The organism is Thermohalobaculum sediminis, assembly GCF_023487995.1.
GTDB lineage: Bacteria > Pseudomonadota > Alphaproteobacteria > Rhodobacterales > Rhodobacteraceae > Thermohalobaculum > Thermohalobaculum sediminis.
Genome location: NZ_JAMFKN010000001.1, coordinates 708,220 through 728,679, shown reverse-complemented (window position 1 = coordinate 728,679; position 20,460 = coordinate 708,220). Strand labels below are relative to the sequence as shown.

General features: G+C 70.6%; 23 protein-coding genes. 8 read left to right on the top strand and 15 right to left on the bottom strand.

Features of this window, described 5'->3' with window-relative positions:
- The first annotated feature begins 101 nt into the window (after positions 1–101).
- Positions 102–491: an HIT domain-containing protein gene (locus tag M1105_RS03520; RefSeq protein WP_249578954.1), complete on the top strand. Its 390-nt coding sequence runs from the start codon at positions 102–104 to the stop codon at positions 489–491.
- A gap of 150 nt (positions 492–641) precedes the next feature.
- Here M1105_RS03520 and M1105_RS03515 read toward each other — a convergent pair whose 3' ends face one another.
- The 6 genes from M1105_RS03515 to petA form a co-directional block, all read right to left on the bottom strand.
- Positions 642–1,346 carry a haloacid dehalogenase type II gene (locus M1105_RS03515; RefSeq protein WP_249578953.1) on the bottom strand — a complete coding sequence of 235 codons (705 nt, stop codon included), beginning with the start codon at positions 1,344–1,346 and terminating at the stop codon, positions 642–644.
- Complete coding sequence (locus M1105_RS03510; protein WP_249578952.1) at positions 1,343–1,570, bottom strand: hypothetical protein; 228 nt, start codon at positions 1,568–1,570, stop codon at positions 1,343–1,345. The genes M1105_RS03515 and M1105_RS03510 overlap by 4 nt, the downstream gene beginning before the upstream one ends.
- A 55-nt stretch (positions 1,571–1,625) precedes the next feature.
- The gene (gene aroC / locus M1105_RS03505) at positions 1,626–2,720 is read right to left on the bottom strand and encodes a chorismate synthase (protein ID WP_249578951.1); all 1,095 of its coding nucleotides are present in this window, start codon (positions 2,718–2,720) and stop codon (positions 1,626–1,628) included.
- Between the two features lie 169 nt (positions 2,721–2,889).
- Positions 2,890–3,726, bottom strand: coding sequence for a cytochrome c1 (locus M1105_RS03500; RefSeq protein ID WP_319936761.1), 837 nt, complete (start codon positions 3,724–3,726; stop codon positions 2,890–2,892).
- Between the two features lie 24 nt (positions 3,727–3,750).
- Positions 3,751–5,049, bottom strand: coding sequence for a cytochrome b (locus M1105_RS03495; RefSeq protein WP_249578950.1), 1,299 nt, complete (start codon positions 5,047–5,049; stop codon positions 3,751–3,753).
- 10 nt (positions 5,050–5,059) lie between these two features.
- Entirely contained in the window at positions 5,060–5,626 is a 567-nt protein-coding gene (gene petA, locus M1105_RS03490) for a ubiquinol-cytochrome c reductase iron-sulfur subunit (protein ID WP_249578949.1), read from the bottom strand.
- A gap of 189 nt (positions 5,627–5,815) precedes the next feature.
- On the opposite strand from petA, the gene M1105_RS03485 reads away from it, so the two are divergent.
- Positions 5,816–6,325, top strand: a complete 510-nt coding sequence (locus tag M1105_RS03485; RefSeq protein WP_249578948.1) for a tRNA (cytidine(34)-2'-O)-methyltransferase — start codon at positions 5,816–5,818, stop codon at positions 6,323–6,325.
- On the opposite strand, the gene M1105_RS03480 is transcribed toward M1105_RS03485, so the two are convergent.
- The 3 genes from M1105_RS03480 to M1105_RS03470 are packed head-to-tail and all read right to left on the bottom strand — an operon-like array spanning position 6,315 to position 11,115.
- The gene (locus tag M1105_RS03480; RefSeq protein ID WP_249578947.1) at positions 6,315–7,397 is read right to left on the bottom strand and encodes an enolase C-terminal domain-like protein; all 1,083 of its coding nucleotides are present in this window, start codon (positions 7,395–7,397) and stop codon (positions 6,315–6,317) included. The genes M1105_RS03485 and M1105_RS03480 overlap by 11 nt on opposite strands.
- A complete protein-coding gene (locus M1105_RS03475) occupies positions 7,394–9,247 on the bottom strand; it encodes an ABC transporter ATP-binding protein (protein WP_249578946.1) in 1,854 nt (617 codons plus the stop codon). Before M1105_RS03475 ends, M1105_RS03480 begins: the two co-directional genes overlap by 4 nt.
- Complete coding sequence (locus tag M1105_RS03470) at positions 9,244–11,115, bottom strand: ABC transporter ATP-binding protein (RefSeq protein ID WP_319936760.1); 1,872 nt, start codon at positions 11,113–11,115, stop codon at positions 9,244–9,246. Before M1105_RS03470 ends, M1105_RS03475 begins: the two co-directional genes overlap by 4 nt.
- 78 nt (positions 11,116–11,193) lie before the next feature.
- Here M1105_RS03470 and hemF point away from each other — a divergent pair, with 78 nt between their 5' ends.
- Both hemF and M1105_RS03460 read left to right on the top strand, forming a co-directional pair.
- Positions 11,194–12,084, top strand: coding sequence for an oxygen-dependent coproporphyrinogen oxidase (gene hemF, locus M1105_RS03465; RefSeq protein WP_249578945.1), 891 nt, complete (start codon positions 11,194–11,196; stop codon positions 12,082–12,084).
- On the top strand, positions 12,081–12,818 hold the full coding sequence (locus tag M1105_RS03460; RefSeq protein WP_249578944.1) for an SDR family oxidoreductase: 738 nt from the start codon (positions 12,081–12,083) through the stop codon (positions 12,816–12,818). Before hemF ends, M1105_RS03460 begins: the two co-directional genes overlap by 4 nt.
- A gap of 30 nt (positions 12,819–12,848) precedes the next feature.
- Here M1105_RS03460 and M1105_RS03455 read toward each other — a convergent pair whose 3' ends face one another.
- Positions 12,849–13,781, bottom strand: coding sequence for a DMT family transporter (locus tag M1105_RS03455; RefSeq protein ID WP_249578943.1), 933 nt, complete (start codon positions 13,779–13,781; stop codon positions 12,849–12,851).
- A gap of 227 nt (positions 13,782–14,008) precedes the next feature.
- Between M1105_RS03455 and M1105_RS03450 the strand changes: the two genes are divergently transcribed.
- A complete protein-coding gene (locus M1105_RS03450; protein ID WP_406600594.1) occupies positions 14,009–14,431 on the top strand; it encodes an MAPEG family protein in 423 nt (140 codons plus the stop codon).
- Positions 14,432–14,519: 88 nt separating this feature from the next.
- Entirely contained in the window at positions 14,520–14,861 is a 342-nt protein-coding gene (locus M1105_RS03445) for an antibiotic biosynthesis monooxygenase family protein (protein ID WP_249578941.1), read from the top strand.
- 21 nt (positions 14,862–14,882) lie between these two features.
- On the opposite strand, the gene M1105_RS03440 is transcribed toward M1105_RS03445, so the two are convergent.
- Positions 14,883–15,260 (bottom strand): nuclear transport factor 2 family protein, encoded by a 378-nt coding sequence (locus M1105_RS03440; protein ID WP_249578940.1) that lies wholly within the window; start codon positions 15,258–15,260, stop codon positions 14,883–14,885.
- 121 nt (positions 15,261–15,381) lie between these two features.
- Here M1105_RS03440 and M1105_RS03435 point away from each other — a divergent pair, with 121 nt between their 5' ends.
- Entirely contained in the window at positions 15,382–16,008 is a 627-nt protein-coding gene (locus tag M1105_RS03435; protein WP_249578939.1) for a hypothetical protein, read from the top strand.
- A gap of 10 nt (positions 16,009–16,018) precedes the next feature.
- Here M1105_RS03435 and M1105_RS03430 read toward each other — a convergent pair whose 3' ends face one another.
- From M1105_RS03430 to M1105_RS03420, 3 genes are read right to left on the bottom strand one after another with little or no spacing between them, the layout of a single operon-like run.
- Positions 16,019–16,615, bottom strand: a complete 597-nt coding sequence (locus tag M1105_RS03430) for a LysE family translocator (RefSeq protein WP_249578938.1) — start codon at positions 16,613–16,615, stop codon at positions 16,019–16,021.
- A 19-nt stretch (positions 16,616–16,634) separates the two neighbouring features.
- Positions 16,635–17,852 carry a CCA tRNA nucleotidyltransferase gene (locus M1105_RS03425; protein WP_249578937.1) on the bottom strand — a complete coding sequence of 406 codons (1,218 nt, stop codon included), beginning with the start codon at positions 17,850–17,852 and terminating at the stop codon, positions 16,635–16,637.
- The gene (locus M1105_RS03420; RefSeq protein WP_249578936.1) at positions 17,849–18,475 is read right to left on the bottom strand and encodes a CoA pyrophosphatase; all 627 of its coding nucleotides are present in this window, start codon (positions 18,473–18,475) and stop codon (positions 17,849–17,851) included. The genes M1105_RS03425 and M1105_RS03420 overlap by 4 nt, the downstream gene beginning before the upstream one ends.
- On the opposite strand from M1105_RS03420, the gene M1105_RS03415 reads away from it, so the two are divergent.
- Positions 18,453–19,880 (top strand): protein-S-isoprenylcysteine O-methyltransferase, encoded by a 1,428-nt coding sequence (locus tag M1105_RS03415; RefSeq protein ID WP_249578935.1) that lies wholly within the window; start codon positions 18,453–18,455, stop codon positions 19,878–19,880. The two genes, M1105_RS03420 and M1105_RS03415, sit on opposite strands and share 23 nt — an antisense overlap.
- Here M1105_RS03415 and M1105_RS03410 read toward each other — a convergent pair.
- On the bottom strand, positions 19,852–20,451 hold the full coding sequence (locus tag M1105_RS03410; protein WP_249578934.1) for a DUF1285 domain-containing protein: 600 nt from the start codon (positions 20,449–20,451) through the stop codon (positions 19,852–19,854). The two genes, M1105_RS03415 and M1105_RS03410, sit on opposite strands and share 29 nt — an antisense overlap.
- Positions 20,452–20,460 lie beyond the last annotated feature (9 nt).

Sequence of the window (20,460 nt, the reverse complement as noted above, 5' to 3'; positions counted from 1 at the left end):
AATCGGCCGGCGGGGCGGTGAAAGTCGCGCCCGGCCGGGAGGTGAAAGTCGCGCCCGGCCGGGCGACGCCGGCGCCCGCGAGCGGCCTTTCGGAGAGTGCGATGAGCTACCACTACGACGACCAGAACGTCTTCGCGAGGATCCTGCGGGGCGAGATCCCCTGCGCGAAGGTGCTCGAGACCGAGCACTCGCTCGCGTTCAAGGACATCGCGCCCAAGACGCCGGTGCATGTGCTGGTGATCCCGAAGGGGCCTTACGTCAATGCCGACCATTTCGGCGCCGAGGCGAGCGATGCCGAGCTTGCCGACTTCGCCCGCGCGGTGGCGCAGGTGGCACGCATGACCGGGGTTGCCGGCGCGGCCGGCGGGCAGGGCTACCGGCTGATCTCGAACACCGGCGCGGACGGGGTGCAGGAGGTGCCGCACTATCACGTCCACGTGCTGGGCGGGCGGCGGCTTGGCCGCATCCTCGAAAAGGCGACGGGCGAGTAAGGGCGCATCCCGGGACGCCGCTGTGCCGCGGGCGCGATCCGGGGTGTCTCGTGACACGGGCGGCGCACTGCCTGCAGGGGGCCGAATCGGGCCGGGACCAGTCTGCGGCTCCGTGTCCCGGACGTCGGCCCGTCCGCGCCGTCCGGCAGATCACTCGGCCAGCATACTGGCCAGGGCGATCATGTCGGGCGCCACGAAGTCCCAATCCGCAGTGGGGGCAAGATCGCGCACCTGCCCGGGCCCGTGCTCGGCGGGGCGGGGCACGAAAGCGGTCCCCAGCCCCTCGGTCCGGGCGGCGGCGAGGTCGTCGTTGTGGGCCGCGACCATCAGCAGCTCGGGTGGGGCGAGCCTGAGCGCCGCCACCGAGCGGCGGTAGGCCAGCGGATCGGGCTTGTAGGCGCGCGCGACATCGGCGCCGAGGATACAGTCCCAGGGCAGTCCGCCAAAGCGGGCAAGGCGCGTCATCAGCGCGATCGAGCCGTTCGAGCAGGGGGCGACGATCATCTGCCGCCGGATCGCCGCGATCCCCGCCACGCTGTCGGGCCAGGGCGGCAGCTTCTCCCAGGCCGCGTTGAGCGCCCATGCCTCGGCCTCGGTGAACGCATCCGCGATCCCGAGCCGGGCGAGCACGCGGCCCAGATTCTCGAAATGCAACTGGTCGAGGGCAACGTAACCCCGCGCGCCCGAGCGCACGGTCTGCATCGCCGGTTGGTATTCCGCGCGCCAGGCATCGGCGAAGGCATGCGGGTCGGTGTCGAGCCCCTTCGCCGCGAAGGCGTCGCGCGCGGCCGCCGCCACGCCCTCGCGCCAGTCCACGACGGTGCCGAACACGTCGAAGATCGCGGCACGGATCACTGCATCCGCCCTTCGGCGCGCAGCAGCGCGCGGCCCGCCTCGGTTGCCTCCACCGTGCCATCGGCGGCGTGGCGCGCGATCAGGCCATAGTCGAGCGCGTCCTCCCACACCGTCAGGCGCGGGCAGGAGGTGCGCCAGGCGGCCATCACCTCGGCATAGGGCCTCGGCCCCGGCGCGAGCCATTCGACGAGGTCGAGCACGAGCGCGCGGTTCTCGATCTGCATGGGCGAGCCTCCCTGACCGCCCGAGCATATCGGCCCGGCGGAAGGGGGAAAAGCGTCATCCGATCCGGCCGCGGTTCGTGCCGATCTGCCCGCGATGCAGCAGGACGTGGTCGACGAGCACGCAGGCCATCATCGCCTCTCCGACCGGCACGGCGCGGATGCCGACGCAGGGGTCGTGCCGGCCCTTGGTCACGATCTCGGTCTCCTCGCCCGCGATGGTGACAGTGCGGCGGGGCTTGAGGATCGACGAGGTGGGCTTGACTGCGAAGCGCACCACCACGTCCTGCCCGGTCGAGATGCCGCCGAGGATGCCGCCCGCGTGGTTCGACAGGAACCGCGGACCATCATTGCCCATCACGATCTCGTCGGCGTTCTCCTCGCCGGTGAGGGCCGCCGCCGCGAAGCCGTCGCCGATCTCGACGCCCTTGACCGCGTTGATCGACATCATCGCCGCCGCGAGGTCGGTGTCGAGCTTGCCATAGACCGGCGCGCCGAGGCCGGCGGGGACATTGCGGGCGACGACCTCGACGACCGCGCCGACCGAGTTGCCGGACTTGCGCAGACTGTCGAGATAGCCGGCCCAGTCGGCAGCCGCCTTGGCGTCCGGGGTCCAGAACGGGTTGCGCCCGATCTCGTCCCAGTCCCAGTTCGCGCGGTCGACGGCATGGGGACCCATCTGGACCATTGCCCCGGTGATGGTGAGGCCGGGCGCGAGCGCCTCCAGCGCCGCCCGCGCGATGCCGCCCGCCGCCACCCGCGCCGCCGTCTCGCGCGCCGAGGACCGCCCGCCGCCGCGATAGTCGCGCAGCCCGTATTTCACCCAGTAGGTGTAGTCGGCATGGCCAGGGCGGAACTTGGCCGCGATCTCGGAGTAGTCCTTCGAGCGCTGGTCGGTGTTGCGAATCATCAGCTGGATGGGGTGGCCGGTGCTGAGGCCCTCGAAGACGCCCGACAGGATCTCGACCTCGTCGGGCTCGCGGCGCTGGGTGGTGTAGCGGCTCTGGCCCGGCTTGCGGCGGTCGAGCCAGTGCTGGATCGCCTCGGCCGAGACGGGAATACCCGGCGGGCAGCCGTCGACGGTGGCGCCCAGCGCCGGCCCGTGGCTCTCGCCCCAGGTGGTGACGCGGAAGATGTGGCCGTAGGTGTTCATGCGGTCTCGACCCATGGCAGGCGTTCGGAATCCGGTGCTCGGCTCGCTCCCCCGGCAAGGGGAAAGGCCGCGCGGTCTCCGGTGTCCCGCTGGCGATAGCCGATCCGGCGGAAAAGAAAAACCCCGCCCGGTGAGGGGCGGGGCTGCTCGTGTCGCCGCGGGCCGTGGCTCAGTGGTCCTTGCCCTTCACCGGCGCCCAGATCTTGCGGTTGGTGTAGTAGAGCAGGACCGCGAGCACGATCAGCATGAGCACGTTGCGGAAGCCCGCCTCCTTGCGCTCGACCAGCTTCGGCTCGGCCGCCCACATCAGGAAGGCCGAGACGTCCTCCGCCATCTGCTCGACCGTCGCCTCGGGCGCGACATAGCCCGAGCCGCCGCCATGGTCGTCGCCCTCGCCGGCTCTGTGGGCCGCATACTCGATCAGCCCCTCGGACAGCGGCGGGGCCATCGAGATCAGCCCGCCGGGGAAGGCGTGGTTCTCGTAGAGGATCGTGCCGGCCTGCTCGACCTCCTCGCCGGAATAGCCGGTGAGCAGCGAGTAGATGTATTCCGGCCCGCCCGTGCCCTTGAAGAGCTGGTTGAGGCCGAGTCCGAACGGCCCGTGGAAGCCCGCGCGGGCCTTGGCCATCAGGCTCAGGTCAGGCGCGCCCGCCGCGGTGTTCGGCGGGAACTTGTCCGAGAGCCGCGCGGCGCGGGTGTCGTCGAGCTCGCGGTCGAAGACCTCGTAGTTCTCGGCAAAGGCCTTGGCCTGCTCCTCGGGGAAGGCGGGGCCGGTCTCCGACATCAGGTCACGGAAGGCCACGTATTTCAGCCCGTGGCAGGCGGCGCAGACCTCGTTGAAGACCTGGAAGCCGCGCTGCAGCTGGTGCTGGTCGAACTTGCCGAACGGGCCCTCGAAGCTGAAGGCCACGTCCTCGACATGGGTCTCGGCGCCGGCCGCGAGCGCCACGCCCGGAAGGGCGAGGCTCGCTGCGAGCATGGCGGGGATGATGCGGGTCTTGAGCATTCTCGTTGTCTCCTCGCCTCTCGCTTACTCGGCCGGCGTCGCGGCCGCCTTGGCCGACGGATGCTCGGCGTCGAAGGCGTCCTCGATGGTCGCGGGCTCGGCCTGCGGCTTCTCGGTCAGGCCGAGCAGCGGCAGGATCACCAGGAAATAGGCGAACCAGTAGATCGTGCCGATCAGCGAGATGGTCGGGACCAGGCCCTCGGCGGGCTGGCCGCCGCACCACATCAGCACGAAGAAGTTCGCGACGAAGAGCCAGAAGTACCACTTGAACTGCGGCCGGAAGCGGCCCGAGCGCACGCGGCTGGTGTCGAGCCACGGAACCAGCGCCATCACCGCGATCGAGCCGAACATGGCGAGCACACCGCCCAGCTTCGAGTCGATGAACAGGATGTCGAAGGTGATGGCGCGCAGGATCGCGTAGAAGGGAAGGAAGTACCATTCCGGCACGATATGCGCGGGCGTCACCAGCGGGTTCGCCTCGATGTAGTTGTCGGGGTGGCCCAGGTAGTTCGGCATGAAGAACACGAACACCGCGAACAGGATCAGAAACACCACCAGCGCGTAGAGGTCCTTGACCGTGTAGAAGGGATGGAAGGGCACCGTGTCCTTCTTCGCCGTCGCGAGGTCCTTGCGCCGCACCTCGACGCCGGTGGGGTTGTTGTTGCCGGTGGTGTGGAAGGCCCAGATGTGGACCGCCACCAGCCCAACGATGACGAAGGGCAGCAGGTAGTGCAGCGAGAAGAAGCGGTTGAGCGTCGGGTTGTCCACCGCGAAGCCGCCCCACAGCCATTCGACGATCGGCTGGCCGACCAGCGGCAGCGCCGAGAACAGGTTGGTGATGACCGTGGCGCCCCAGAACGACATCTGGCCCCAGGGCAACACGTAGCCCATGAAGGCAGTCGCCATCATCGCGAGGTAGATCAGGATGCCGATGATCCAGGTGATCTCGCGCGGGGCCTTGTAGGAGCCGTAGTAGAGCCCGCGGAAGATATGCGCGTAGACCGCGATGAAGAACATCGAGGCGCCGTTCGAGTGGACGTAGCGCAGCAGCCAGCCACCGTTCACGTCGCGCATGATGTGCTCGACGCTGGCGAAGGCCAGGTCGACATGCGGCGTGTAGTGCATCACCAGCACGATGCCCGTGACGATCTGGATCACCAGGCAGACGGTGAGCACGACACCCCAGATCCACATCCAGTTGAGGTTCTTGGGTGTCGGGAAGTTCAGGAAGTCGATCGCCAGCGCCACGGCGGGCAGGCGGGTGTGGAGCCACTTCTCGATGCCGGTCTTCGGCTCGTAGTGGTCCTGAGGAATATGTCCCATCGTGCTCTCCTCAGCCCAGCTTGATGGTCGTGTCATCGAGGAACGCGGCCTGCGGCACGTAGAGGTTCTCGGGCGCCGGCCCTTTGCGGATGCGGCCCGAGGTGTCGTAGTGCGAGCCGTGGCAGGGACAGAACCACCCGCCGAAGTCGCCGGCGCCATCGCCCAGTGGCACGCAGCCCAGATGGGTGCAGACGCCCATCATCACGAGGAACTTGCCCTCCTCGTCCAGCGCGCGGTTCTCGTCCGTCGCCGGGACGGTGCCGGGTATGTTCGCATTCTGCGCGCTCTGGTCCTTCAGGTCGCTCAGGCTTACTGCGCGGGCGGCCTCGATCTCCTCGGCGGTGCGGTGGCGGATGAACACGGGCTTGCCGCGCCACTTCACCGTGAGCTGGGTGCCTTCCGAGATGCCCGAGATGTCGACCTCGATCGATGCGAGCGCGAGCACGTCCGCCGAGGGGTTCATCTGGTCGATCAGCGGCCAGACCGCGGCGCCGGTGACGACGGCACCGGTCGCGGCGGTCGCGACGTAGAGAAAGTCGCGCCGGGTGCCTTCCTCGTGGTGTTCTGCGTGAGACACGTCTGCCTCTCCTTCTTCGCTGCGTGCGCGCACCCCGCTGGGCGCGGGGCAGGTCTCTTATACGGGGCGCGCGGATGCGCGACGCGCATGCGCCCGCTAGGATGGGCCACTAACTAGCCAGACTGCGAGGGCCGGTCCAGCGAAGATCGCGACGCAGAATGCCGCAGCGTGCGGTTTGAGGGGGTAATTTTGTCGTGTGAAACCGATGCGCCGCGCATTGCGCCCCGGATCGTGCTGGTCGAGCCCGACATGGCGCCCAATGTCGGCGCGATCCTCAGGCTGGGCGCTTGCCTCGGCGTGCCGGTCGATGTCGTCGAGCCCTGCGGCTTTCCGTTCAGCCCGCGGGCCTGGCGGCGGCAGGCGATGGACTACGCCGATCTGGCCGTCATCGCGCGGCACGACTCGTGGGCCGCCTTTATGGCCGCGCGGCCGCCGGGCCGGCTGATCGCGCTGACGACGGGCGGGGCGGTGCCGCTGGGAGCGTTCCGCTTCGCGCCGGGCGACTGCCTGCTGCTGGGCCGCGAGAGCGCGGGCCTCGCACCACAGGTTCTGGCGGCGGCGGATGCGCGGGTCGTCATCCCGATGCATCCCGGCGCACGGTCGCTCAATGTGGGGATGGCGGCGGCCATCGCGGCCTTCGAGGCGCTGCGCCAGACGGGCGGGCTTGCGCCCGCGCCCGGCGAGGCGGTCAGAGGCTGAAGCGCGCGATGGCGGCCTCGTCCCACGCCATGCCGTGACCGGGGCGCTCGGGCGCGGTGACATGGCCGTCGCGGATCGTCGCGGGCTCGGCCAGCACCGGGCCCGCGATGTCGAACCATTCCAGCATTTGCGCGGTTGGCGTGAGCGCCAGCAGGTGGGCCGAGACCTCGATGTAGAGGTGGCTCGACATCGGCCGCCCCTCGGCCGCCGCCAGCGCCGCGGCGTCGAGAAATCCGCTGACGCCGCCGATCTTGATCGCGTCGGGCATGATGAGATCGGACGCGCCTGCGTCGAGCGAGGCGCGCATGTCCGGAAGGCCCCACCAGTTCTCGCCGGTCTGAACCGGCGTCGCGATGGCGGCGCGGACCTCGGCGTGGCCGCGGTGGTCCTGGGCCAGCACCGGCTCCTCGATCCAGGCGGGCGCGGCCTCGTCGAGCAGCCGCATCCGACGCACGGCCTCGGGCGCGGTGAAGGCCTGGTTGAAGTCGAGCGCGACCCAGGCATCCGCCCCGGCGGCGCCGCGGGCCGCGTGGATGGCGGCGAGGTCCTCGCGCGCCTCCGGGCGCCCGGCGCGCAGCTTGAAGGCGCGGAAGCCGCGGGCGAGCGAGGCCTCGGTGTCGCGCGCGACACCCCCGGGGTCCACCATGCCGATGCCGTCATAGGCGGGCAGGGGGCGCGGCTGACCGCCGAGGAAGCGCGCGAGCGGCAGCCCCGCGAGCTTTGCCGATGCGTCCCAGAGCGCGATGTCCACCGTGGCGAGGGCCTGCGCCACCATCCCCTGCACGCCGGCGAGCCGAAAGCGCGCGGCCAGCATCGCGCCCACCGCGCGCGGCGCCACCGGCTGGCCGGCCAGCAGGGGTTCGAGCGTCTGCACCAGTGCGGAGAGAGGCTTCGCCGCGAGGGGCGTGTAGGCGAAGGCATAGGCGATGCCAGTGACACCCGCATCGGTGGCGATATCCACCAGCACCAGCGGCGCCACCTCCAGCGTGCCGGAGGCGGTCACGTGCGGGGCGGCGAGCGGGGCCGCCACGGCGCGCGCCCTGAGCCCCGTGATCCTTGCCGTGTCCGTCATTCCGCCGCCTCCGTCGCCATGGCGTCCCCTGCGTCGATGAACCCGCCCGATTGCCGCGCCCAGAGTCGGGCGTAGAGCCCCTGGGCCGCGAGCAGGTCGGCATGGGTCCCGCTCTCGACGACGCGGCCACCGTCGAGCACAATGATGCGGTCCATGCGCTGGATGGTCGAGAGGCGGTGCGCGATGGCAATCACCGTCTTGCCCTCCATCACCACCTCGAGCGCGGCCTGGATCTCGGCCTCGACCTCCGAATCGAGCGACGAGGTCGCCTCGTCGAACACCAGGATCGGCGCGTCCTTCAGCACGGCGCGGGCGAGCGCGATGCGCTGGCGCTGCCCGCCCGAGAGCTTCACGCCGTCCTCGCCCAGATGCGCCTCGTAGCCGCGGCGACCCCGGCCGTCGCCGAGGCCGAGGATGAAGTCGTGCGCGCGCACCCTCCGCGCCGCCTCGATGGCCGCTTCGCGCCCCGCGTCGGGCCGCCCGTAGAGGATGTTGTCGAGCGCCGAGCGGTTGAAGATCGCCGCCTCCTGCGTCACGGTCGCGATGTGGCGCCTCAGCCCGTTCTGCGTGAGGTCGCGGATGTCGTGCCCGTCGATGGTAATGCGGCCCGATTCGACGTCATAGAGCCGCAGCAGCAGCGCGATGGTCGTGGACTTGCCCGCGCCGGATGGGCCGACGAGTGCCACCTTCTCGCCCGGCGCGACATGGAGATCGAGCCCGCTCACCCCGCCGCCCTCGGGCCGGCCATAGCCGAAGCTCACGCCCTCGAAGGCGATCGCGCCCTCGATCCGGTCGGGGTCGAGCGCGCCGTCGCGGTCGGTGACGGCGTGGGGCGGCGAAAGGGTGCGCATGCCGTCCTCGACCACGCCCGCATTGGCGAAGATGCCCATGGCGGTGAACGAGATCCAGCCGCTCATCTGGCTGAGCCGGGTCGAGATCAGCCCGGCCAGCGCGATGGCGCCCGGCCCCGTGGCCCCGATGGTCCAGAGCCAGATCGCCATGCCGATCATCGCAGCGGGCAGGATGCCGGCGAGGATCGCGAGCAGCGTGCGGAACTGCCAGACAACCCGGCCAAAGCCCAGCGCGGTCTGCCAGTGCCGCGCCATCGCGGCCTCGGCGGCGGCCTCCTCGCGCTCGGCATGGGCGAACAGCTTCACGGTCTGCATGTGCGAGATGCTGTCGACGAACTGCCCGGTGATCCCGGCGCGGGTCTCGGCCTTAGCACGGGACAGGCGCCGGATGCGCGGCAGGTAGCGCCGCACCAGCCAGCCATAGGCCACCGCCCAGATGGCGAGCGGCACGAAGAGGCGCCAGTCGGTGCCGATCAGCACCAGCGCCGAGCCGATCACCGCGGCGATGCCGTAGGTCACGGCGTTGATGCTCTCGGTCACGGCGTCCGATAGGGCGAGGCCGGTCTGCACCTCCTTCTGCACGATGCGCCCGGCGAAATCGTCGTTGAAGAACTCCATGCTCTGGCCAAGCGTGTGGTGGTGCAGCCGCTGCGTCCCGAGCAGGAACAGCCCCGGCCCCAGCGCGCGGCTGACGAAGCCGCTCGAGAGGCTCATGAGCGCGGGGCGCACGCCGAGGAAGAACAGCAGGATCAGCGCCGTCTCGGGCCAGTGCTCGGCCAGGAACGTCGTCCCCGGCCCGAGCGCGGCGCGGTCCACGAGCCACGCGACGAGAAGCGCCGCCACTGCCTCGGCTGCGCCCAGCAGCACCGCGACCAGCGTGAACCAGCCAAGGGGCGCGCCCGTCCCCCTCAGCATCCAGCGCGCGAAGGCCCCGGCGCTTCGGGGTGGCGGGCCGCCCGCGCGGGCGAAGGGATCGATGAGGCGCTCGAAGAAGCTCATTCCGCCGCCTCCTCGGCCGTCTCGACGGCCGCGTCGATGAAGCCGCCCGACTGCCGCGCCCAGAGCCTGGCATAGAGTCCGCCCCTGGCGATCAGTTCCGCGTGGCTGCCGTCCTCGACCACCCGGCCGCGGTCGAGCACCACGATGCGGTCCATCCGCTGGATGGTCGATAGGCGGTGCGCGATGGCGATCACGGTCTTGCCCTCCATCAGCTCGCCCAGCGACTGCTGGATCGCGGCCTCGACCTCGGAATCCAGCGCCGAGGTCGCCTCGTCGAGGATCAGGATCGGCGCGTCCTTGAGCACGGCACGGGCAAACGCGATGCGCTGGCGCTGCCCGCCCGAGAGCTTGACGCCCCGCTCGCCCACGAAGGCGTCGAGCCCGCGCCGCCCTTGCTGGTCGACAAGATCGGGGATGAACACGTCCGCATGGACCTGCGCCGCGGCCGCCATGATCTGGTCGTCGGTGGCCTCGGGCCGCCCGTAGCGGAGGTTGTCGCGGATCGAGCGGTGCAGGAGGGCAGTGTCCTGCGTGACCATCGCGATCTGCGCGCGGATCGAGTCCTGCGTGCAGTGCGCGAGGTCCTGCCCGTCGATCAGCACCCGCCCCCTGTCGGGGTCGAAGAACCGCAGCACAAGGTTGACGAGCGTCGATTTCCCCGCGCCCGAGCGGCCGACGAGGCCCACGCGCTCGCCGCCGCGGATGGTGAGCTGGATGTCCTCGATCCCCCCGCCATGGCGGCCGTAGTGGTGGGCGACATGCTCGAAGCGCACCTCGCCCGCCGTCAGGCGCAAGGGCTGGGCGCCGTCGTGGTCCCTGAGGCGCAGGGGCTGGCTCACGGTCTCCATGCCCTCGTAGACCGTGCCGATGTTCTGGAACAGGACCGAGAGCATGTTCATGATCCAGTCGACCATGCCGTTGAGCCTGAGCACCAGGGCCGAGGCGGCGGCGATGGTGCCGACCGTGATCGCGCCCACCTGCCACAACAGGATCGCATAGCCGATGACACCGCCGACCAGCACGGTCGAGAGCCCGCCCAGCGCCACCTGCAACCATGTGTAGAGCCGGGTCTGGCGCGCAAAGGTCCAGCGGAAGTCCTCGAGCGCGTCGCGGGCATAGCTCTCCTCGCGCTCGGCATGGGCGAACAGCTTGACGGTCTGAATGTTCGAGTAGCTGTCCACGATGCGCCCGGCGAGGCGCGAGCGGGCCTCGGCCACGCGCTTGCCGTTCTCGGTGATGCGCGGCACGAACCAGATGGCGATGCCCACGAAGCCCGCGAACCACAGCGCCAGCGGGATCAGCAGGCGGGCGTCGGTCTCGGCGAGGATGGCGGCCGCGCCCAGCAGGAAGATCGAGGCATGCCAGAGCTCCGACGTGATCTGGTGGACCGAGTCGTTGATCGCGGGGGCAAGCTGGATCTGCTTGTTGGCGATGCGTCCGGCGAAGTCGTCGGCGAAGAAGCCAAGCGACTGGCGCAGCATCTTGCGGTGCGTGCGCCAGCGGATCAGCGCGCCCATCGGCGCGTAGAAGCCTTGCCCCGAGATGATCGACTCGAGGATGAGCGAGGCCGGGCGCAGGAAGGCCACCACCAGCGCCATGACCAGGAACTCGGGCCAGTGCTCGGCCCAGAGCGTCGCGGGCTCGGCCTCGCGCAGGATGTCGACGATCCGGCCCGCATAGCGCGCGAGCGCGGCCTCGGTCAGCGCGAACACCAGCCCCAGCGCCATCGAGCCCGCCAGCACCCAGCGCGCCGGGCGCAGCATCGTCCACATGAACGGGATCAGCCGGCCGGGAAACTCGGCGTCCTCGTCATAAGGCTGATAGGGGTCTATCAGCCGCTCGGCGCGGTGCATCAGGCGGGACAGCATCTCGATCGTTTCCGTTTCGGCCTTGCGGCGTGCCCGCGGCCAAGCCTAACTCTGGGACGACACCGGGAGACGGCAAGAATGAATGACAGCTTCGATGCCCGCAAAGCGCGCGCCAGCGCGTGGTTCACCGAGTTGCGCGACATGATCTGCGCGGCCTTCGAGCGGCTGGAGGACCAGCTGGCCGACGGGCCGCACGCAGGTATGCCAGCGGGGCGCTTCGAGCGCAAGGCGACGCGGCGCGTGGCGTCCGACGGCTCGGACGGCGGCGGCGGCGAGATGAGCGTGATGCGCGGGCGCGTGTTCGAGAAGGTGGGCGTCAACATCTCCACCGTCCACGGGCTGCTGGAGGATCGCGCGCAACGCTCGCTGACCGCGAGGAAGGAGATCCCGGGGCTGGCCGAGGATCCGCGCTTCTGGGCCGCGGGCATCAGCCTCGTGGCACACATGCGCTCGCCCAAGACCCCGGCGGTGCACATGAACACGCGCATGTTCTGGACGCCCCAGACCTGGTGGTTCGGAGGGGGCTCGGACCTCAACCCGATGGTCGAGGTGCCCGAGGACACGGCCTTCTTCCATGGCGTCCTGCAAGCGGCCTGCGACCGGCACGACCCCGATTACTACCCCCGCTTCAAGGCCTGGGCGGACGACTATTTCATGATCCGCCACTGGGGCGAGGCGCGGGGCGTCGGCGGCATCTTCTACGACGACCTGAACACCGGCGACTGGGAGGCCGATTTCGCCTTCACGAGGGACGTGGGCCGCGCCTTCCTCGACGCCTTCGTGCCGCTGACCGAGCGCCACCTGCACGAGCCATGGACCGAGGCCGACCGCGAGTGGCAGCTGGTCAAGCGCGGCCGTTATGCCGAGTTCAACCTTGTCTACGACCGCGGCACACAGTTCGGTCTGCAGACCGGCCACAACCCCGAGGCCGTGCTGATGAGCCTGCCGCCGGTCGCCAAATGGCCGTGACGGACCGGATCGCACTTGTCACCGGGGCGTCGTCCGGGATCGGTGCGGCGACGGTTCGCGCGCTCGCCGGCGCCGGATGGCAGGTCCATGCCGTCGCGCGGCGCGCCGACCGGCTGGCCGAGCTCGCGGCCGAGGTGGGCGCGGTGGCGCATGCGCTCGACATCACCGACACCATGGCGCTCGAGCGGCTGGCGGTCGCGGTCGCGCCGGATCTTCTGGTCAACAATGCCGGGATTGGCGCAGGCATCGCGGGGCTCGCGGGCGCGTCCGAGGAGGACGTGGCGCGAACCATCGGGGTGAACGTGACGGCGCTGTTGCAGCTGCTGCGGGTCTTCCTGCCGGGGATGCGGGCGCGGCGGCGGGGCCATGTGGTCAACATCGGCTCGGTCGCCGGGCTCTACCCGAACCAGTCGGCGATCTATGGTGCCTCGAAGGGGGCGGTGCGCCAGCTCTCGCGCAACCTGCGGCTGGAATTGCGCGGCACCGGTATCCGGGTGACCGAGATCCAGCCAGGCCGCGTCGCGACCGAGTTCTACGACGCCGCGATCCCGGATGACGCCGCGACGCGCGACCGCCTCAAACGCACCGCGATCCGCGAGCTTGCGCCCGGAGACGTGGCGGCGGCGATCCTCTACGCGGTATCGGCCCCGGCGCATGTGAACGTGAGCGCGATCGAACTGCAGCCCACCGAGCAGACCTTCGGCGGCGTGTTCTTCGATCCGCTGGACGCGTAGTCCGCCCGCAGGATACCCGTCTGCGCGCCGTCATTTGACGGGCGCGACGACAGCCTGGCGCCGCCGCCGCATCGCCTGCCAGCCGAGATGCGCGAGCAGGGCGGCGAGGATGATTGCGCCACCAGCGACGGTGCGCGCCGATGGAACCTCGGCATGCGCGAGCCAGACCCAGACCGGGCCCAGCACCGGCTCGAGCGTGCCCACCAATGCCGTCAGCGCCGCGGGTGCAAGCCGCGCGCCGGTGACGAAGAGGGCAAGCCCCAGACCGAGATTGAGCGCCCCAAATACCGCGAGCAGCCCCATGTCACGCGCACCAACCGCGAAGCCGCCCGCGAGCGACCCCGCTACGGCGGCCGAGATCAGCGTGCCCAGGAACACCGCCGGTACCATCCGCACATGCGCGTGGCGCCGCGTGATGACCGTGGCCGAGGCGAGCGCCACGGCGATGAGCAGCGCAAGCCCGTCGCCCACGGGCGAGACCTTGCCGGTGAGCGAATCGGACACCATCACCGTGACCCCCGCGATGACCGCGGCGATGGCGATCCAGGTGGGGCCGGCCACGCGCTCGCGGAACAGCACCCAGCCGATCAGCGCGGCAAACAGCGGCACGCCCGCCTGCATCAGCAGGATGTTGGCGACCGTAGTGTGGGCAAGCGCGAGGATGAACGAGGTCGAGGCCGTGGTGAAGCACAGCGCGACCCCCAGACCCGGCAGCCGGATCCCCGCTACCAGCCGCAGCGTCCCCCGCGCCCCGTCGCGCCACAGCAGGAAGCCCAGGAGGAACGCCCCCGCCCAGACCGCGCGCCAGAACACCACCGTCCAGTCGTCGGCCACGCCGATGGCGCGGGCGATGGCGCCGCCGAAGCTCCAGACCAGCGCGGCAAGCCCCACCAGCAGAAGGCCACGCGCCTCCTCGCCCATGCCGCGCGCGGCGGCGCCCTTCTCGACCATGCCTGTCGCCATGGCGCGACAGTCGCGCATCGCGCCGGGCAGCGACCGACCGTCAGCGACTGCGAGGAGTCGCGAAAGGCGATTGGCGCCCGCCCTGCGGTCATGGGGCTTGCCCTTCCCGCCCCGGCGGCAGAAGGTGATGCAGGGAGCACAGTGCGGCGCCGTCGCGAGACGCGGCGCGGAGATCTCGCGGCAAGAGTGATCTCGGGCTCGAGGACCCGGTTTTCGGCGCCTGCGTCATCGCGGCGTCGCTGATGATCCTCAAGGCGGTGGCCATGTCGTGGCTTACCGTGGTGCGGATGATGCAGGAAAGGGGCGGCTTCCGTTCGCCCGAGGACCTGAGGAAGGCCCCGCTCAACACCGAGCCCGACCCTCGCCAGCTTGCGCCGAACGAGCGGGTCGAGCGGATCCGGCGCATCCAGATGAACGGCCTCGAGAACCTGCCGTTCTTCCTCGTCGCGGGCTTTCTCTCCGTCCTCACCGGACCGCCGCCGCTGCTCGCGCAGGCTTTGCTCTATGGCCACGTCGTCTCGCGGCTGCTGCATTTCGTGGCCTACTACACGGCACAGACGCACGAGGTGCGCGCCACCTTCTGGACCGTGGGCTCGCTGATCCTGATCTTCATGGCGGCCCGGACGCTGCTCGCGGCTCTGGGTTTATAGGGCGAGGCCGGCACGCGGCGCGCCCTTTCGCCGGGGGCATGGCTGCTGCTAGGAGAGTGGCCAGACGCAACCCAGCCGGAGCCACGCCATGATCGCCATCATCTTCGAGGTCGAACCCGCCCCGGGCGCGATGGAGCATTATCTCGAGCATGCAGCGCGCCTCAGGCCGCATCTCGAGAAGATCGACGGCTTCATCTCGGTCGAGCGCTTCGAGAGCATCACCAACCCCGGCAAGCTCGTGTCGCTGAGCTTCTGGCGCGACGAGGAGGCAGTGGCCCGCTGGCGCAACCAGGCCGATCACCGCTGCAGCCAGGCGGCGGGGCGGTCGGGACTGTTCGCCGGCTACCGGCTGCGGGTTGCGGGCGTGATCCGGGACTACGGCCTGCACGACCGCGCCCAGGCGCCCGAGGACAGCCTCGCGGTTCTCTGAGCCCGCCGGGCGCGCAATGCGTCAGGCGGCGTCGTCGCGGATCGGCGCCACTTGGTGGTTGACCATGCGCCAGCCGTCGCGCTCGCGGACGAACACGTTCGAGGCGATCAGCCGCAGGCGCCCGATCTCCTCGCGGCACAGGATCATCGCGGTCTGCCCGGCGACGATGGCATGCGGCTCCAGCGCCTCGATCGCGAGCGCGCGCGAGCGCGAGAAGATCCCGCGCCAGCTTTCCATCACGGCTTCGCGGCCGAACAGGCTGGGGCCGCCCGGATGGGAGCAGCTCACGCGCCGGACGCGGGACCAGACCGCATCCATCGCACGCAGGTCGCACCCGCGCATCGCGCGGTAGAACGATTCGTTGGCCTCGATCACGGCTTCGGTTTCGATATCGGACATCTATGGGCCGGCAGCTACGGAACTTGGGTCAGTGCGGGACAGTGGATTTGTTCTGTGGCAACAAGATGTCGGCGGGGTCTCGCAACGGCAAGTCCGTGAGGCAGGGGAAGGGGACGCAAACGTGTCACAATTTTTTGTGTTGGGCTGGGGCTCGCTGCTCTGGGACCTCGAGAACCTCGCGCCGCATGTCGCCGGCGCCTGGCAGAGGCGCGCCGGCCCCGTCCTGCCCATGGAGTTCACGCGCGTCAGCCCCAAGCGGCGCATGGGCCTCGTCGTCTGTCTCGACGCCCGTCACGGGGTCGGCTGCGCGACCCATGCCATCGCATCGCGCCGCGATCGGATCGAGGAGGTCGCGGCCGATCTCGCGGCGCGCGAGCGGGCGGCCGACCGACATATCGGGCGCGTGTGCCTCGCGACCGACGCCGCTGCGGGGGCGTCGGCCGAGGTGATCGACGCGGTAGCCGCCTGGTGCCGCGCGACCGGCCGGCGCGGCGCCGTCTGGACCGACCTGCCGTCGAACTTCGCCGAGCATCTGGGCGAGCCCTTCTCAGTCCCGCGCGCCTTGTCCTACCTGAGAGGGCTGGCGGGCGAGAACCTCGACGAGGCCGTGCGCTACATCGAGAGCGCGCCGGCCGAGACCGACACTCCGCTGCGGCGCCACCTTGCCACCGATCCGTGGTGGCGGGCCGAGGCGGCGCGCGTGGCCGGCTTCTCGTCCGCCACCGGGGCGGGGGCCGCGCCGGGCTGAGTGCGCATCCTCAGCCCTCCAGCACCAGCCACAGCGCCGAGGCGGCAAGCAGGCCGCCCATCGCCATGTTGAAGGTCCTGAGCCGCCAGCCGCTGCCCAGCGCGCGCCCGATGCCGGCGCCGAAGGCCGCCCAGCCATTGGCCGAGGAGAGGCCCGAGAGCACGAAGATGCCGGCGGCGATCGCGGCCTCGAGCAGCGGGCGCGCGCCGGTGGCGAAGGTGGCCGACACGCCGATGCTCATCACCCAGGCCTTCGGATTGACCCACTGGAAGGCCGACGCTTCAACGAAGTTGAGCGGGCGAGGACGGACCTTCGACCCGGCGGCGCCGGCCGTCGCGATCCGCCAGGCGAGCCACAGCATCACCGCGCAGCCCGCCCATGCCAGCGCGGTGCCGAGCGCGGGCTCGCGCTGGAACACCTCGCCCAGCCCCAGCGCGATCAGGAACAGCATCACCGGAAAGCCCAGCGCCACGCCCATCGCGTGCGGCAGCGTGCGGCGAAAGCCGAAGGTCGCGCCCGAGGCGGCCAGCATCATGTTATTTGGCCCGGGCGTCCAGGTCGAGGCGAGGGCGAAACCCGCCAGCGCCGCGATGGTCTCCCATCCCATGGCATCCCCCGGTATTTGGTCAGCCTTCATGACCTTTATCGAGAACCTGCCGCAGCAGCGCGACCTTGTCCAGCGCGAATCCGCTGGCGATCCAGGCATTCTCGGCGCGGGCGAGCGCGACGCCGACCGCTGGGCCGGGGATCATCCCGGCGGCGATCAGGTCGCGCGCGGCGAGCGGCAGGCTGGCCGTGGCGCCGCGCTCGACCTCGCGCCCCGCGGCGGCCCAGTCCGGCGGAGGCGCGCCCGCGGCGGCCGCGAGCAGGAGCCGCCCCCAGGCCGCCCGCGCGCCGAGGCGGTGGGCGGTCGCTTCGATGGGCCCCGCCTCGCCCGCCGCGGTCCGGATGGCCGCCAGCGCCTTCGCGTCCGCGCCCGACATTCGCAGCGCCCCGGCCTCGTCGACTGCGCCCAGCGCGGCGAGGCGCACCAGCCAGTCGGGCGCGCGGCGTGCCTCGCCCTCGGCATGGACCAGCGGCGCGAGAAGCCGCGCATCCGCCCCCGGCAGGCAGCGTGCCAGCACGCCCGCCGCCTGCATCGCGGCGGTGGCGGGCGCGGGGTCGGCCGCGGCCAGGAGCTTGCGCATCTCGGTGCCGATGCGCTCGCGCGCCAGCCGCTCGATCCCCTCGGCGAGCTCGGCGCAGGCGGCGAGGCCCTCGGCCTCGATGCCGTTTGTGCCGTACCAGGCGGTGAAGCGGAAAAAGCGCAGGATGCGCAGGTAGTCCTCGCGGATACGGTCATGCGGGTCGCCGATGAAGCGCACCCGCCGCGCATCCAGATCCGCGAGCCCGCCCAGCGGGTCGATCACCCGCCCGCCGCCATCGGCATAGAGCGCGTTGATCGTGAGGTCGCGCCGCTCCGCATCGGTGCTCATGTCGGTCGAGAAGGCGACGGTGGCGTGGCGCCCATGCGTCTCGACATCGGCGCGGAAGGTGGTGATCTCGAAACCCTTGTGGCCCGACACCGCGGTCACCGTGCCGTGCTCGATTCCGGTCGGCACCGCGCCCAGCCCCGCCGCCGTCAGCCGCGCGGTGACTTCGTCGGGAGTAAGCGGCGTGGCAAGGTCGATGTCGCCGGGCTCCTCGCCGATCAGCGCGTTGCGCACGCAGCCGCCCACCAGGAAGGCGTCGCCCCTCAGCGCGGTCAGCACCGCCCCGAGGTCGGGGTCGTGCAGCCAGGCGCCCTCGATGATCCGGTCGCTGCGCCAGTCGGGGTCGACGCCGCCGGCAAGGTCGGGGTTCATGCCGCGCCCTGTTCCGCCAGCATCGCGAGCCGGTCCGCGAGGCCCTTGAGCATGCCCGCCGTCGCGCCCCAGATGTAATGCCCCTCCCACGGCATGGCGTAGAAGTAGCGCCGCGTCCCCTGCCATTCGCGGTGGTGGCGCTGGCGGTTCGCGGGGTCCATCAGGAAGTCGAGCGGCGCCTCGAACACCTCGTCCACCTCGTTCGGATCGGCCAGCGGTCGCCAGGCGGGCGCGACCAGCCCCACGAACGGCGTCACGCGAAAGCCGGTCGAGGTGAGGTAGGGGTCGAGCGTGCCCAGCACCTCGACCTGGTCGGCAAGGATGCCGATCTCCTCGCGTGCCTCGCGCAGCGCGGTTGCAAGCGGCGAGGCGTCGTCGGCATCCACCTTGCCGCCCGGGAAGCTGACCTGCCCCGCGTGGTGCTTGAGATGCGCGGCGCGGCGCGTCAGGACCACGTGCAGGCCGCCGGGGCGCTCGACCAGCGGGCACAGGATTGCGGCCGGGCGCTGCGTGAGCCGCGGCATCAGCGCCGCGCGTACCTCGGGGTTCAGGTCGAAATCCGACCTGTGTCCCAGCGGGGGAAGCGCGAGCGCCGCGTGGATGTCCGCGAGTGCGAGGGGCATGGGCCTGCATGTGGTGGAAAGCCACAGTTTCATCAATATCGTGGCGCAGTTTACGCTCGGACTGCAAGGGCTCCGAGGGATCACGATGAAGCACGGCGCCGCTCCTGCGGCCGGGAAGCCCGTCGACGCGCGGCCACGCTCCTGCGTGTCCGAGGCGACCGGGCTGATCGGGCTCGCCGGGATGATCGCGTCGATTGCCGCTTGCTGGACGCTGGGCATCGGCGTGGTCGGGGCCACGGCGCTCATCCTTCTGGGGACGCATGGGCCGATGATCCTGTGGCTGGTGCTGGCCGAGCGGGTCTGGGCGCGGTCCTCGACCGGGCTCGACTGGGGCGCGCCGCGGCCCTGGGCGCAGGTCTGGCGCACCAGCGCGACCAAGCTGGCGGGGCTGGGCGTCACGCTGGCCGCGCTTGGCGCGGGCTACGCGCTCATTCCGTATTATTCGGGCGAGACGTTCCGCTTCTTCCATCTCGCGCTCATCGCGCTCGGCGCGCTGATGCCGCTCTGGGCGCTCTATGTCGTCGTCGTCGACCGGGTGATGGTCGAGCCGCGGGACGAGCTGTGGCATTTCGGGCAGTTCGTGCTCGGCCGCGGCGGCAGCGACGCGCAGATGCTGCGCAAGCACCTGCTGGGCTGGGCAATCAAGGGGTTCTTCACGGCCTTCATGTTCTCGATTCTGCCCCCGGTCGTCGCGCGGGTCTCGAGCGCCGACCTCGCCGCGCTGCTGGCGGAGCCGGTGCGGCTGGGACTGTTTCTCGTGACCCTCTGCTTCCTTGCCGACGCGATGTTCGCGGCGATGGGCTACCTGCTACCGCTGCGGGTGCTCGACGCGCATCTGCGCTCGCCCAATCCGCACCTGATGGCCTGGGTCGCGGCGCTGGCGTGCTATCCGCCCTTCGCGGTGATGGCGGCAGGCGGGCCGCTCGACCACCGGGCGCTGTCGGGGAGTTGGACGCAGGTCTTCGGCGAGAGCGGCGTGCCTGCCATCGCGTGGTGCGGCCTGCTTCTGAGCCTTGCGGTCCTCTACGCCTGGGCCACGGTCATCTTCGGCGTGCGCTTTTCCAACCTGACGCATCGCGGCATCATCACGAACGGCCCCTACCGCTATTTCAAGCACCCGGCCTATCTTGCCAAGACGCTCTACTGGTGGCTTGCGCAACTGCCTTTCCTGACGGCCGCGACGCCGGGGCAGGCCGCGCAGGCGAGCTTCCTCCTGGCCTGCGTGACCGCGCTCTACTGGCTGCGGGCGCGCACCGAGGAATGGCACCTGATGGAAGATCCCGCCTACGCCGCCTATGCCGCGTGGATCGCCCGGAATGGCCTGATCCCGCGAATGATCGCCCCGCTGCGGCGATGGCGGGACGGGGCGGGAGTGCTCACGCCTCCATCTCGGCCGACGGAATGACCGGGAAGAACTTCCCGCCCGAGCGCAGGCCGAACCAGCGCGTGCCCTCGACGCGGTCATGCTCGCCGATCTCGACGAGGCGGTAGAAGCTCTTGCGGTCGATCAGCGCCTCGAGCCCGCGGCGGACATGGACATAAGGCGCGGGCTCGCCGGTTTCGGGGTCGCGCACGACGCGGATCGGGTTCTCGGGGCCGGCCGCGGTCTCGTCGCCGACATTGGTCTCGAAAACCACGACCTGATCGGGGCCGGGGTTCTCAACCCGGAAATCGACCGCGACGAAGGGCGCGTCATCGACCGTGATGCCGATCTTCTCGACCGGCGTGACAAGGTAGTGGCGTCCGTTCTCGAGCTTGAGCACCGAGGCAAACAGGCGCACCAGCTCCACCCGCCCGATGGGGGTGCCGAGATACCACCACTGCCCGTTCCGCGCGATGCGGATGTCGAGATCGCCGCAATAGGGCGGGTTCCACAGGTGCACCGGCGGCGGCCCCTTGCGCCCCTTCGTCGCCGCGCTCACCGCCTTGGCCAGGCTGTCGGCCTTGCCCGGATCGGTCGTCGGGTCGGAAACCATCGCTTGAAC